At 72.4% G+C, this 13,139-nt stretch carries 11 protein-coding genes; 5 read left to right on the top strand and 6 right to left on the bottom strand.

Going from position 1 to position 13,139, the window contains the following annotated elements:
* Positions 1-148 precede the first annotated feature (148 nt).
* From ACFQUV_RS15740 to ACFQUV_RS15720, 5 genes are read left to right on the top strand one after another with little or no spacing between them, the layout of a single operon-like run.
* Positions 149-2,110 carry an ABC transporter permease gene (locus tag ACFQUV_RS15740; protein ID WP_129608601.1) on the top strand — a complete coding sequence of 654 codons (1,962 nt, stop codon included), beginning with the start codon at positions 149-151 and terminating at the stop codon, positions 2,108-2,110.
* Complete coding sequence (locus tag ACFQUV_RS15735) at positions 2,107-2,886, top strand: ABC transporter ATP-binding protein (RefSeq protein ID WP_129608600.1); 780 nt, start codon at positions 2,107-2,109, stop codon at positions 2,884-2,886. Before ACFQUV_RS15740 ends, ACFQUV_RS15735 begins: the two co-directional genes overlap by 4 nt.
* Positions 2,883-3,593, top strand: coding sequence for an ABC transporter ATP-binding protein (locus ACFQUV_RS15730; protein ID WP_111385983.1), 711 nt, complete (start codon positions 2,883-2,885; stop codon positions 3,591-3,593). The genes ACFQUV_RS15735 and ACFQUV_RS15730 overlap by 4 nt, the downstream gene beginning before the upstream one ends.
* Positions 3,594-3,623: 30 nt before the next feature.
* Positions 3,624-4,817 (top strand): amidohydrolase family protein, encoded by a 1,194-nt coding sequence (locus ACFQUV_RS15725; protein WP_129608599.1) that lies wholly within the window; start codon positions 3,624-3,626, stop codon positions 4,815-4,817.
* The gene (locus tag ACFQUV_RS15720) at positions 4,814-4,945 is read left to right on the top strand and encodes a hypothetical protein (protein ID WP_280176751.1); all 132 of its coding nucleotides are present in this window, start codon (positions 4,814-4,816) and stop codon (positions 4,943-4,945) included. Before ACFQUV_RS15725 ends, ACFQUV_RS15720 begins: the two co-directional genes overlap by 4 nt.
* A gap of 245 nt (positions 4,946-5,190) precedes the next feature.
* On the opposite strand, the gene ACFQUV_RS15715 is transcribed toward ACFQUV_RS15720, so the two are convergent.
* The 6 genes from ACFQUV_RS15715 to ACFQUV_RS15690 all read right to left on the bottom strand — a co-directional run bounded on the left by ACFQUV_RS15715 (position 5,191) and on the right by ACFQUV_RS15690 (position 12,972).
* Positions 5,191-5,637 (bottom strand): MarR family winged helix-turn-helix transcriptional regulator, encoded by a 447-nt coding sequence (locus tag ACFQUV_RS15715; protein ID WP_129608598.1) that lies wholly within the window; start codon positions 5,635-5,637, stop codon positions 5,191-5,193.
* A 46-nt stretch (positions 5,638-5,683) separates the two neighbouring features.
* On the bottom strand, positions 5,684-6,268 hold the full coding sequence (locus tag ACFQUV_RS15710) for an amino acid synthesis family protein (protein WP_129608597.1): 585 nt from the start codon (positions 6,266-6,268) through the stop codon (positions 5,684-5,686).
* Entirely contained in the window at positions 6,265-7,176 is a 912-nt protein-coding gene (locus tag ACFQUV_RS15705; RefSeq protein WP_129608596.1) for a UPF0280 family protein, read from the bottom strand. Before ACFQUV_RS15705 ends, ACFQUV_RS15710 begins: the two co-directional genes overlap by 4 nt.
* Positions 7,177-7,217: 41 nt before the next feature.
* Complete coding sequence (locus ACFQUV_RS15700) at positions 7,218-8,720, bottom strand: 6-hydroxynicotinate reductase (protein ID WP_129608595.1); 1,503 nt, start codon at positions 8,718-8,720, stop codon at positions 7,218-7,220.
* Between the two features lie 95 nt (positions 8,721-8,815).
* A complete protein-coding gene (locus ACFQUV_RS15695) occupies positions 8,816-12,442 on the bottom strand; it encodes a molybdopterin cofactor-binding domain-containing protein (protein WP_165363842.1) in 3,627 nt (1,208 codons plus the stop codon).
* A complete protein-coding gene (locus ACFQUV_RS15690) occupies positions 12,439-12,972 on the bottom strand; it encodes a (2Fe-2S)-binding protein (RefSeq protein WP_129608594.1) in 534 nt (177 codons plus the stop codon). Before ACFQUV_RS15690 ends, ACFQUV_RS15695 begins: the two co-directional genes overlap by 4 nt.
* Between the last annotated feature and the right edge of the window lie 167 nt (positions 12,973-13,139).

Here is a 13,139-nt window from a genome sequence, read left to right as displayed (position 1 = left end):
CCCGTCTCACGGGCGCAGGCAGCGGCGCGGCAGCATCCGAAACGCCGCGGTCGGGCCGACCCTGCCGCCGCCGACGATAAAGCCGCCGACCGTGTCGCCGCCGACCGCCCCGTCACATCCTTCACACCAGCAGCCGACGTGACCGCCGATGCAGCTCGTCTTCGTCCAGTTCATGACCGGCCTCGCGAGCGCCGCGTCGCTGTTCCTCGTCGCCTCCGGCCTGTCGATCATCTTCGGCGTCACCCGCATCGTGAACTTCGCCCACGGCGCCTTCTACATGCTCGGCGCCTATGTGGCCTACACGCTCACCGATCGGTTCACCGGCGCGTTCGGGTTCTGGTTCGCGCTGCTCGCCGCCGCCGCCATCGTGGCGATCGTCGGCTGTCTGCTGGAGATGACGCTGCTGCGGCGCATCTATCAGGCGCCCGAGCTGTTCCAGCTTCTCGCCACCTTCGGGGTCACCCTGATGGTGCAAGATCTGGTGCTGCTGATCTGGGGCCCCGAGGATCTGGTCGGCCCGCGCGCGCCCGGGCTCGCCGGCGCGGTGGAGATCTTCGGCAAGCGCATTCCTTCCTACGACCTGTTCCTGATCGCGCTCGGGCCGCTGGTGCTGGCCGGGCTGTGGCTGTTGTTCCACCGCACCCGCTGGGGCGTGCTGGTGCGCGCCGCGACGCTCGATCGCAGCATGGTGGCGGCGCTCGGCATCAATCAGAAATGGCTGTTCACCGGCGTGTTCGGGCTCGGCGTGTTCCTCGCGGCGCTCGGCGGCGCGCTCCAGATTCCACGCGACGCCGTCAATCACGGCATGGACCTGCGCATCATCGTCGAGGCGTTCGTGGTGGTGGTGATCGGCGGGCTCGGCTCCACCACCGGCGCCTTCGTGGCCGCCATCCTGGTGTCGCAGCTCAACGCCTTCGGCATCCTGGTGCTGCCGAAGATCTCGCTGGTGCTGGTGTTCCTGGTGATGGCCGTGGTGCTGGTCGTGCGCCCGTGGGGCCTGTTCGGCACGCGACCGCCGCCCGCCCAGGCGTCGATCGGGATGGCGGTGCGGCCGTGGCGACCGCTCGCGCCGGGCGAGATCGCCGTCGCCGCCGCCGTGGTGGCCGCGGTGGCGCTGATGCCGCTGTGGCTCGGCCACTACGCCCTCACGGTGGCGAGCGAGATCCTGATCTTCGTGCTGTTCGCCGCCAGCCTGCATCTCCTGATGTCGGTCGGCGGCCTCGCCTCCTTCGGCCATGCCGCGTATTTCGGCCTCGGCGCCTACGGGGCCGCCTTCGCCGTGAAGGCCGCCGGCCTGCCGATGCTGGCCGCGATCGCGGCCGGGCCACTGCTCGCCGCGCTCGGCGCCGCCATCGTCGGCTGGTTCGCGGTGTCGCTGTCGGGCGTCTACTTCGCCATGCTGACGCTGGCCTTCTCACAGATCGTGTGGTCGATCGCGTTCCAGTGGGTCGACGTCACCGGCGGCGACAACGGCATTCTCGGCCTCTGGCCGGACGCCTTCGCGGCGAGCCCGGCGGCGTTCTTCTGGCTCACCCTCGCGGTGGTGACACCGGCGCTGGTGTGGCTCCACATGGTCATCTTCTCGCCGTTCGGCTACGCGCTGCGGGCGGTGCGCGATTCGGAGCTGCGCGCCGAGGCGGTCGGCATCGACCGCCGCCGCGTGCAGTGGATCGCCTTCGTGATCGCCGGCACCGCGGCCGGCCTCGGCGGCGCGCTGTTCGCGTTCCTGAAGGGCAGCATCTTCCCCGACGTGATGGCCATCCCGACCTCGGTCGACGGCCTCGTCATGGTGCTGCTCGGCGGCGTCGAGACGGTGCTGGGACCGATCGTCGGCGCCGTGGTGTTCAAGGCGCTGGCGATGTGGCTGATCAGCCAGACCGACTACTCGAAGCTGGTGCTCGGCGCCGTCGTGGTGGCGCTGGTGGTCGCCTTCCCGAAGGGCATCGTCGGCACGCTGGCCGACTGGCGCGACCGCCTGATGGTGCGACGGCGCGGCGGCACGACGAACGATGCGGAGGCGACCGCCGACGCCACCGCGGCCGAGCCGCCGGCAGGCACGATGGCGCCGGCCCCCTCGCCCGCCACCGCCGCCGGGAGGACGCGGCCATGACGCGCCTGCTCGACGTGGAGAATCTCGCCAAGTCGTATGCCGGCCTCGCCGCCGTGCGCCATGTCTCGTTCGGGCTCGACCGTGGCGAGATCCTCGCGATGATCGGCCCCAACGGCGCCGGCAAGAGCACCTGCTTCAACATGCTCAACGGCCAGATCCGGCCGGATGCCGGGCGAATCCGCATCGACGGCGTCGACACCACCGGCCTGCCGCCGCGCGCCGTGTGGCGCAAGGGCGTCGGCCGCACCTTCCAGATCACCGCCACCTTCGGCTCGATGACGGTGCGCGAGAACGTGCAGGTGGCACTGATGTCGCACGGCGGCGCGCTCGGCCGCTGGTTCGGACGCGCCGACACCCGCGGCCGCGACGAGGCCGACCGTCTGCTCGCCCTGGTCGGCATGGCGGCCGACGCCGACCGCGCCGCCGCCGAACTCGCCTATGGCGACCTGAAGCGGCTGGAGCTCGCCGTCGCGCTCGCCAACCGGCCGAAGCTCCTCCTGATGGACGAGCCGACCGCCGGCATGGCGCCGCGCGAGCGCGTCGGCCTGATGCGGCTCACCGCCGAGATCGCCCGCGCCGAGGGCATCGGCGTGCTGTTCACCGAGCACGACATGGACGTGGTGTTCGAGCATGCCGACCGCATGATGGTGCTGTCCCGCGGCCTGCTGATCGCCGAAGGGCCGCCCGAGACGGTGCGCCGCGACCCGGAGGTGCGTGCGATCTATCTCGGCGAGGGGCTGGTCTACGACGCCCGCCACCAGGAGGCGCGCGCATGACCCACAAGCTCGCCGTGGCGAACCTCAACGCCTATTACGGCCAGGCCCACATCCTGTTCGACGTCGCCTTCACGGTCGCGCCCGGCGAGGTGGTGGCGCTGCTCGGCCGCAACGGCGCCGGCAAGTCGACCACCTTCCTGTCCATCATGGCGATGGTGGAGCGGCGCTCCGGCACGGTGCTGTTCGAGGGCGACGACGTCTCGCGCCTGCCGACCTACGCGATCGCCCGCCGCGGCCTCGGCTTCGTGCCGGAGAACCGCCGCATCTTCGCCGACCTCACGGTCGAGGAGAACCTGATGGTCGGCCGCCAGGCGCCGCGCCCCGGCGCGCCGGGCTGGACGCCCGAGACGCTGTTCACGCTGTTCCCGAATCTCGCCGAGATGCGCAAGCGCCCCGGCGGCCGGATGAGCGGCGGCGAGCAGCAGATGCTCACCATCGCCCGCACCCTGATGGGCAATCCCTCGCTGGTGCTGCTCGACGAGCCGTCCGAAGGGCTCGCGCCCAAGATCGTCGAGCAGATGGCGGCCGCCATCCTGACGATGAAGCGCGAGGGCTTGGCCATCGTGCTGTCCGAGCAGAACTTGCACTTCGCCCGGCTGATCTCGGACCGCGCCGTGATCCTGGAGAAAGGCCGCGTGCGCTTCTCCGGCTCGCTCGCCGAGCTGGAGGCGCGGCCCGACATCCGCGACGCCTATCTGGCGGTGTGAGACGCGCCCCCGAGACCAAGGAGAGCCCCCATGGCGAACGACGCGCCCGCCGGCCCGGCCGGCCCGACCAAGCTGGTGATCCGCAACATCGGGCTGATGCTGTCCGGCGCGCTGGAGAACCCGGTGCTCGACGCCGACACCATCGTGGCGGTGGACGGCCGCATCACCGCCATCGGCCGCGCCAAGGACGTCGACACCGAGGGCGCGACGACGGTGGTCGATGCCCACGGCACCGTGGTGTCGCCGGGGCTGATCGACAGCCACGTCCATCCGGTCGCCGGCGACTGGACGCCGCGGCAGAACCAGCTCGGCTGGATCGACTCGAGCCTGCACGGCGGCGTCACCACGATGATCTCGGCCGGCGAGGTGCACACGCCCGGCCGGCCGCGCGACATCGTCGGCCTCAAGGCGATGGCGATCACGGCGCAACGCTGCTTCGACGCCTTCCGGGTCGCCGGCGTCAAGCTGCATGCCGGCGCGCCGGTGCTCGAGCACGGCATGACCGAGGACGACTTCCGCGAGCTGGCCGCGGCCGGCGTGCGGCTGCTCGGCGAGGTCGGGCTCGGCGGCGTCAAGGACGGCGCCAACGCGCGCCAGATGGTGGCGTGGGCGCGCAAGTACGGCATCCAGTCAACCATCCACACCGGCGGGCCGTCGATCCCCGGCTCCGGCCTGATCGGCGCCGACATGGTGCTGGAAGCCGACACCGACGTGGTCGGCCACGTCAACGGCGGCCACACGGCGCTGCCCGACGCCGAGATCCGCTGCATCTGCGAGGGCTGCCGGCGCGGCCTGGAGCTGGTCCACAACGGCAACGAGCGCGCCGCGCTCTACACGCTGCGCCTCGCCCGCGAGATGAACCAGCTCGATCGCATCATCCTCGGCACCGACGGGCCGGCCGGCTCCGGCGTGCAGCCGCTCGGCATCGCCCGCATGGTGTCGATGCTGTCGGCGCTCGGCGAGGTGCCGGCCGAGATCGCGTTCTGCTTCGCTACCGGCAACACGGCGCGACTGCGCGCGCTCGACGTCGGGCTGATCGAGGTGGGTCGCGCCGCCGACTTCGTCATCATGGACAAGGCGCAGCACTCCGCCGGCAAGGATTTCCTCGACTCGATCCGGCTCGGCGACCTGCCCGGCATCGGCATGACCATCATCGACGGTATCGTGCGCACCGGCCGCAGCCGCAACACCCCGCCGGCGACCAGGCTGCCCGAGGTGGTGTGATTCTGTTTCCCGGTGATCGGTTCGCCGTCGTTCCGGGGCGCGGCGAAGCCGCGAACCCGGAACCCAGCGACAAACTCGAAGCTCTCGGCTGGATTCCGGGTGCGGCGCTGCACGCCGCCCCGGAATGACCGCCAAGTCGATCAGCCAGCTGGTACGAGGGCGGCAACGCCGCCGCGACAAGCCGCGTGTCCCGGGCGCGGTGCAGCGCGACGCATGGCGTCGTGGTGCGCCGCAGACCCGGGACCCACCTCTCATGCAAAGCAGGCCCGGCCGGTCTGGGTCCCGGCTCGCGATGCACCGGCTTCGCACGATGCACCGCGTCCGGGACACGGACCTCCATCGCTTCACAGAGCCAGATCCGATCCCAACACACTCACCGCAGCTTGAGGAGCAGCGCCAGGAAGGTCTTGCGCTCGGCGGCGGTGAGCGGCGCCAGCGTCTCGTCCGAGATGGCCAGCGCGGCCGCCGCATGCGCGTCGACCAGCGCCATGCCCTCGTCGGTGAGGGCGACGACGCGACGGCGCGCGTCGTCCGGGTCGGAGTCGATATCCACCAGGCCACGACCGCGCAGCCGGTCGACCACGCCCTTGACGGTGGCGACGTCCATGGCGGTGGCGCGGCCGAGCTGGTTCTGCGACGTCGCGCCGATCTCGCGCAGCTTGGCCAGCACGGCCCACTGCATGGCGGTGAGATCGCAGCCGATCCGCTCGGCGAAGATCACGGTGTGGCGCTGGCTCACCTGGCGCAGCACGAAGCCGACCTGCTCGTCGAGCCGATAGGCGTCCGTGCCCGGCTTCGGCTTCGCGATCTTGGCTCTCATGCCCTGCCCCCGTGGCGTGCGATCACGGCCGCGACCGGCCGATCGCTCAGCGCAACCCGTCCTCGCCCTTGATCTGGTCCTTGGTGAGGCCGCCGACCCGCGGCAGCGGCCGCCCGCCGGTGGTCACGGCCACCGCGACCACGATCTCGTCGGCGCGCGGCGCATCGGCGACCGCCACCTGCATGCCGTCGAAATGGCTGCGCACGAAGGCGGCGTCCTTGTGGCCGAGCGGGATGTCCAGCTCGGCGCCGACACCGCCGCGCTTCTTCGACGACGGAATGAGCGCCGCCCCTTTGCCGAGCGTCTTGCGCACCGGCGCACCCATCTTGGGATGCAGCAGCGCGGCGGCGTGCTCCAGCTCGCCGTCGGCACCGACCAGCGCCGCCTTGCCGTAGCTCTCGCAGACATCGCCCGGCACCCCGAGCGCCGCCACGGCGCGCTCCGCGAGAAGCTGGCCCAGCGTCTCGCCCATGTCGATCAGCGGCGCGAGGTCCTCGACATAGCGGCCCGCGAACGGGTTCTCGATCACCGCCACGGCGGCGGCGCGGCGCACCGGCGGCACCACCGCGCGGCCCATCTCGGTCAGCGTCTCGTCCACCACGGTGACGAGCTTGCGGATCTTCGGCGTCATGGCGGGCTCTCCGGTCGATCGGTCACGAGGGGCGTGTCGCGGTCCTGGCGCAACGGCCCGACCGTGCGGGTGAACCCTTGCAGATGCAGCGCCGCGGCGGCGATCAGCCCCTCGGCGCGCAACGCCTCGGCCATCGCGACACCACGGGCGAGCGCGGTGGCGATCTCGGCCGGCAGGAACGGCGGCACCACGCGGGTGACGAGACGGTCGCCGAGATCGCTGTCGGGCTGGAGCGTGCAGGCCGGCACCCGCACGATGCCGGGGTGATCGAGATCGACCGCGTTGGCCACCACGGTCGCAGCCGCGTCGGCGGTCGCGGCATCGCGCGCCAGGATGGTCACCGCATCGGCGATGCCGCGCGAGAAGCTGCGCCCGCGCGCGCCGGATGTCGCAATGCCGCGCACAAGATCCTCGGCCGCGATCGTCGCGGTAGCGAACAGACCGGGCCGGTCGGGGCGATCGACGAGGCCGGTGACGAAGCTGGTGCCGGGCGCGAGATGCAGCGCGATGTCGCCGCCGTTGTTGACATAGGCGCGGGCGAGGGCCGGGCCGGACGCCGCGATCATCGCGGCCAGCACCGCATCGGCGACCGCACCCGCCACCGCCGCCATCGGGGTGATGAAGCCGCGCGCCGCGTGGGGCGCCACCGCCTCGGCCATGCGGCGGGCGACCGCATCGGACAGCGCCGGCTGATCCGGACCCGCAGCCGCCCGCAGCCGCGGCAGCTCGGCGCACAGCGCGTCGAGCAGGCCGGTCAGCCGCCGCACGGCCGCCCGATAGGCGGTCTCGACCGCGTCGCGCGGCCCGAACGCCTCGACGATCAGGTCGATCGGCCCGTCCTGGAGGTGCAGGCGGCGGCCATCCGGCAGCAGGCGCACCTGTGGCAGGCGAGCCTGTGGCTGCCGCACGCGCGCGTGCGGCGGCGACGCGCCGGCCGGCGCCGCCGGGCTCACTCGCGCCCCCAGGGCGGCCCCTCGCGGCCGAACGGCCAAGTGTTGCCGGGAAGCTGCGGCACCAGCCGGCGCTCGTGCTCACCGAGCGTCGACAGCGGGCGGACGTGATCCATGTGGCCGCCGAGTGCCGCATAGTCGTCGAGCCGCAACGTGAACTCGATCGGCGCCACCAGCGCCGGCGTCGGCACGTAGCCGAAGGCGTTGGCGGGCAGCCGGGTGACATCGACCATGAAGGTGATGCCGCCGCCTGGCCACACATAGACGGGCGCGCCCCCGCAGGTGACGCGGGTCAGCGTGTCCTTGACCGAGCGGGTGAGCCGCACCGGATTCTCGGTGACGCCGGCGCGCAGCGAGCCGCCGGCCCCGGCCATGAACAGCACCGTCGACAGCGCCGGCTCGCAGTTCTCCTTGATGCGCTCGGTGGAGGCGCGCAGCGCCGCCGGCATCTCGGCCTCGACCGGGCGCAACGCCTCGTCGAGCCGGTAGAACGCCGCGTGCTCGCCGGTGGTCGACACCATGAACAACGTCAGGCCCGGGCGCGCCACCGCCGGATCGAACGCCCCGAGGATCGACAGCGGATCGGAGATGTCGGTGCCGCCCCAGCCGGTGCCGGGCTCGGCGACCTGGAAGTAGCGGCCGGGCGTCGAGCGCCGCCCCTTCATGCGGATGCCGGTCGGCGGAATGCCGAGCACCTTGCCGGACTGGTGCTCCGACAGCACGCCGGTGATGTGGTCGTCGACCACCACCACCTCGTCGACCTTGCCGAGCCACTGCTTGGCGAAGATGCCGATGGTGGCGGAGCCGCAGCCGACCCGCATGCGTTCCTCGGGCACGCCGTTGATGACGGGCGGCTTGCCGGCCTCCACCACGATAGTGGAGCCGCCGTCGACGACGAGCTCGACCGGCTTGCCGTTGGACAGCTCCAGCAGCGTGTCGCAGGTGACGCGGCCCTCCTTCTTGGAGCCGCCGGTGAGGTGATGCACGCCACCGAGCGACAGCATCTGCGAGCCGTACTCGCCGGTGGTGACGTGGCCGACCGCCTCGCCCTGCGCCCGCACGGTCGCCTGCTCGGGGCCGAGCCAGCGGTCGGTGTCGACCTTCACCTTGACGCCGCAGTAGCTGAAGATGCCTTCGGTGACCACCGTCACCATGTCGACGCCGTCGACCTCGGCCGAGACGATGAAGGGCGCCGGCTTGTAGTCCGGATAGGTGGTGCCGGCCCCGATGGCGGTGACGAACAGCGGCGCGTCGTCGGACAGGATCTCGCCGGCCCATTCGGCCGCGCGGCGCGAGAACGGCACCACACGGCCGCCCTGGTCGAGTGTGCGTTGCAGGATGACGTGCGGGTCGACCCGCACCAGCTCGCCGTCGCGGTTGGCGTAGCGGTCGCAGGCGCCGGCGAGGCCGGGCCTGATCCAGCAGGTGACCGGACAGGCGTCGCAGCGCACCTTTCCGTCGGCCGTGTGGGCGGTGTCGTCACGCGCGGGTTGAAGCGTCATGGCGTCCCTGTCGGGCATGGCCCCGTGCCGCGACGCGACCGCGAGGGCCGGCAAGATCGTTAGTGTACAAATGGTCCGGCATGGTCGCCGTCCTGTCAAGGCGCCGCGCCGGCGCGCAGCCGCGCCACCGTGGCATCGAGATCGGACCACGGCGCCCGGGCCGGTGCGAAGCGGTGGCGCAGGTAGCGGGCGAGCTCGGCGATCTGCCAGTCGGAGAGATGCTCCGCGAAGGCCGGCATGGCGCCGAGCGCCGCGATCCCGGCGAGCCCGGCCGGATGGCTGCCTTCGAGGATCACCCGCAGCACCGTGTCGGGATTGTCGGATTGCAGCGCCGTGACGGTGGCGAGCGACGGCCTCACCCCGTGCAGCGGGCCGCCCTGCCCCGGCTCGTGACACACCGCGCAGGCGCCGGCGAACATCCGGGCGCCGGCGAGCGAGACCGGCGTCGCGGCCCGCGCGGCGGCCTGCGCCTCGACCGCGGCGGCGCGTGCCGCGATCGCGGCGGCGTCCGGCCGCGGGCCGTCGAGATCGGCGAGATAATGCGCCATGGCGCGGATGTCGGCATCGGGCAGCGCCTTCAGGCCGGCCACCACCTCGGCCATGGGCCCCGCGGCGGCGCCGTGATGCGGCGACCAGCCGGTGCGCAGATAGTCGTAGAACGCAGCCTCGTCCCACGGCACCGGGGCGCGGTTCGCGGTGGTGAGCGCCGGCGCCTCCCAGCCGTCGCCGGTGCCGCCCGAAAGATGCGCGGCGCCCTTCTCCTCGGCCCCGAGCGGATTGCGCGGCGAGTGGCAGGCCGAGCAGTGGCCGAGCCCTTCGACCAGGTAGAAGCCGCGGTTCCACAGGTCCGAGCGCGACGGATCGGGCACGAACGGCTGGACGCGATGAAACGCGGTGTTCCACAGCGCCATCAGGGGCCGCTGATCGAACGGGAACGCCAACGCGGCCGGCGGCGTCGGGTTGCGCACCGCCGGCACCGACATCAGGAACGCATAGAGCGCCTGGAGATCGGCATCGGTCGCCTTGGCATACGAGGTGTAGGGAAAGGCCGGATAGAGGTGGCGGCCGTCGCGATGCAGGCCCTCGCGCATCGCCCGCTCGAACGCCGGATAGGACCATGCGCCGATCCCGGTCTCCGGATCGGGCGTGATGTTGGGGCTGGTGATGGTGCCGAACGGCGTCGCGATCGGCCGCCCGCCGGCGAGCGGCACGCCGTCGGTCGCCGTGTGACAGGCGAAGCAGGCGCCGAGATGCGCCAGCGCCTCGCCGCGCGCCAGCGTCGCGGCCGAGAACACCGCGGGATCGGGCCGCGGGATCGGCGGGATGGCGGCGCGCCACGGCAGCGTCGCCGCCCCGAGGCCGCCGGCCGCGGCGAGCGCGGCGGCGACCAGCGTGCGCATCAGCACCCGCGCGCGCGGCGCTGGCGGCTCGGCGGCCGCTGCGGGCGGCGGCGCCGGAGCGGGCGGCGCGACGCCGGCGGCGCGCAGGCCGGCCAGCACCCGCTCGGGGGTCAGCGGCAGCTCGCGGAAGCGCACGCCGGTCGCGTCGTAGACGGCATTGACGATGGCGGCGGCGCTCGGCACCGAGGCGGACTCGCCGACGCCGAGCGGCGGCTCCTCGGGCCGCGGCACCATCATCACGTCGATCTGCGGCAGCTCCGGGAAGGTGAGGATCGGATAGGCGCCCCACTCGCGGCTCGCCACCGCTACCTCGGAGAATGTCACCTCCTCCTTGAGCACGCGGCTGGTGGACTGGATGACGTTGCCCTGGATCTGATGGCGCACGCCCTCCGGATTGATCATCAGGCCGGAGTCCTGGCCGACCGTGATCCTGGTCAGCGCCACCTCGCCGGTCTCGCGGTTCACCGCCACGTCGGCGACCCAGGCCGACCACGCCGCGCCGTAGCCCGGAAACTTCGAATGCACATAGAGCGCGTAGGCGAAGCCGCGCCCGCGCAGGGTGCCGTCGGCATCCTGGCGTCGTCGCGCCCCGACATGCGGCTCCCAGGCGGCGCGCGCGGCGAGCTTCTCGACGAGATCGCGGCCGCGCGGATCGCTCAGGTAACGCAGGCGATACGCCACCGGGTCGACGCCCGCCTCGGCCGCCGCCTCGTCGATGAAGCACTCGTGCGCGAAGCTGTTGGGCAGCGCCGAGACGCCGCGCATCCAGGCGGCCCGCACGATCGGCGCCATGTCGTGACAGACGACGCGCTTGTTCGGCACGTCGTAGGGGCCGATGGCGGTGCGGTCGCCCATCTGGAGCACCACCGGCTCCGCCTTCACGGTGCCAGTGAGGAGAAGCGCCAACGTGGTCGCCGCGTTCGACGGATAGCGTGTCGCGAAGTCGTAGGCGACGACGTCGCCGGCCGCATCGAGGCCGCCGTCCACCGTCATCAGCTGGGCGGCGCCCTTCGGCTCCCAGGCATGTTCTTGATCGCGGGTGAGCTGCACCCGCACCGGCCGGCCGACCGCGCGAGAGAGCAGCGCCGCATCGGCGGTGACGTCGTCGGCGCAGTTGCGGCCGTAGCAGCCGGCCGCCTCCAACCGAACGATCTCCACGGCGCTCTCCGGCAGGCCGAGGAGCTTGGCCAAATCGGCCCGCAGCGGCACCGGGTTCTGGGTGCCGGACCACGCCCGCAGCCGTCCCTCGACGGCCGAAAAGTCGGCGACCGCGCAGGACGGGCCGATCGATCCGTGCATCTGATAGGGCCACACATAATGCCGCGTCAGCCGCGTCGCGGCGCCGGCGAGCGCCACATCGACGTCGCCCTGGTCGAGCAGCACCCGCGGGGTCGACGGGTTCCTGGTCAACGCGCCAGCGAGATCGCCGAGATCGGGCAGCGTCGGGGTCGGCCTCCAGGCGACGCGCAGCGCCCGCATGGCCGCCTCGGCATGCTCCTCGCGCTCGGCCACGACGCCGACGAAGTCCCCGATGGTCACCACCGCGACGATGCCGGGAATGTGGGCGATCGAGCCTTCGTCGACCGACAGGAGACTCGTTCCGACGAAGTCGCCGATGTCGACGCCCGCATAGGGCGGCCGCACCACGCGGCCGTGCAGCATGCCGGGCACGCGGACATCGTGCACATAGACGAGGCCGCCGGTCGCCTTGGCGGGCAGATCGACGCGCGGCGCCGAGCGGCCGACGATGCGATGCTCGGAGACCGGCTTGAGCGCGACGTCGTCGGCGAGCGGCAGGCGGATGCGCGCCTCGCCGATCAGCTCGCCATAGGTGATCACGCGGTTGTCGCCGGCGGGCTCCGGCACGCGGCGGCGCACCACGCCGTCGTCGACGACGAGATCGGCGGCCGGCACGCCGAGCCGCACGGCGGCGAGCCCGACCAGATGATGGCGCGCCTGAGCGGCGGCGCGGCGCAGCGGCACCGCGGTGATCTGGATGGTCTCGCTCGCGATGGTCGGCCCCTGATCGGGTGTCGCCGCGGTGTCGCCGAGCACCACGGCGACGCGGGCGAGGCCGACATCCAGCTCCTCGGCGACGATCTGCGCCAGCGCCGTGCGGATGCCGGTGCCGAGATCCACATGGCCGTTGAAGGCGGTGACGGCGCCGTCCGCCGCCACGATCACGAAGGGATCGAGGGTTTCGGGATCGGCGCTCGTGACATCGACGTCGGCGGGCGCACCGGGCGCCGGCCGCACCACCGCGAGGGTGCCGGGCCGCGTCAGGCAGACCGTGCGGGTGAGGCCCTGCGGCTGAAGCGTCACGGCGACGCCTCCACGTTCGGCGACGGTACCGGCCGCGTGGCGGCGATTCGCGCGGCGGCCAGCCGCGCGGCGGCGAGCCGCACCGCCGCGACGATCTCCACATGGGTGCCGCAGCGGCACAGATTGAAGCGCAGCGCCTCGCGGATCTCCGCCTCGCTCGGATCGGGCGTGGCCTCGAGCAGCGCCACTGTCGTCATGATCATGCCGTTGAGGCAATAGCCGCACTGGGCACCAGCCGCTTCCACGAACGCCGCCTGCACCGGGTGCATCGCGTCCGCGGTGCCGAGCCCATCGAGCGTGACGATCCGGCAGCCCGCGACGTCGCCGAGATGCAGCACGCAGGCACGCGCCGGCCGGTCGTCGACCAGCACGGCGCAGCTCCCGCATTCGCCGAGACCACAGCCGAACTTCGGGCCGTTGAGGCCGAGATCGTTGCGCAGCACCGGCAACAGCGGCGTCGACGCCGGCAGCCGCAGCGCATGCGCGGTTCCATTGACGGTGAGACGAACAGGACGGTCGGAACTCGTCATGCAGGGCGACCCGGCGGGCTTGTTCGTTCGTATGCTAACGAAGAAGCCGGCGCCCGGCGAGCCCTTGTCGATGCTGCGCCGCGATCGTTCCACGACGATATCCGATGCGGCGCAGCATTGCCGTCGGGCGGAGCACGTCCGCGCGACATTTGCATAACGAAGCGGCA

This window comes from Rhodoplanes sp. P11 (assembly GCF_964266735.1).
In the GTDB taxonomy this organism is placed as follows: Bacteria; Pseudomonadota; Alphaproteobacteria; order Rhizobiales; family Xanthobacteraceae; genus Rhodoplanes; species Rhodoplanes serenus.
This window is presented reverse-complemented; position numbering and strand designations above follow the sequence as displayed.

What these genes read in the sequence shown, in the direction of transcription:
- ACFQUV_RS15700 (WP_129608595.1), bottom strand. Translation starts at nt 8,720, where the DNA reads ATGACGCTTCAACCCGCGCGTGACGACACCGCCCACACGGCCGACGGA.
- ACFQUV_RS15730 (WP_111385983.1), top strand. Translation starts at nt 2,883, where the DNA reads ATGACCCACAAGCTCGCCGTGGCGAACCTCAACGCCTATTACGGCCAG.
- ACFQUV_RS15715 (WP_129608598.1), bottom strand. Translation starts at nt 5,637, where the DNA reads ATGAGAGCCAAGATCGCGAAGCCGAAGCCGGGCACGGACGCCTATCGG.
- ACFQUV_RS15690 (WP_129608594.1), bottom strand. Translation starts at nt 12,972, where the DNA reads ATGACGAGTTCCGACCGTCCTGTTCGTCTCACCGTCAATGGAACCGCG.
- ACFQUV_RS15710 (WP_129608597.1), bottom strand. Translation starts at nt 6,268, where the DNA reads ATGACGCCGAAGATCCGCAAGCTCGTCACCGTGGTGGACGAGACGCTG.
- ACFQUV_RS15740 (WP_129608601.1), top strand. Translation starts at nt 149, where the DNA reads ATGCAGCTCGTCTTCGTCCAGTTCATGACCGGCCTCGCGAGCGCCGCG.
- ACFQUV_RS15725 (WP_129608599.1), top strand. Translation starts at nt 3,624, where the DNA reads ATGGCGAACGACGCGCCCGCCGGCCCGGCCGGCCCGACCAAGCTGGTG.
- ACFQUV_RS15735 (WP_129608600.1), top strand. Translation starts at nt 2,107, where the DNA reads ATGACGCGCCTGCTCGACGTGGAGAATCTCGCCAAGTCGTATGCCGGC.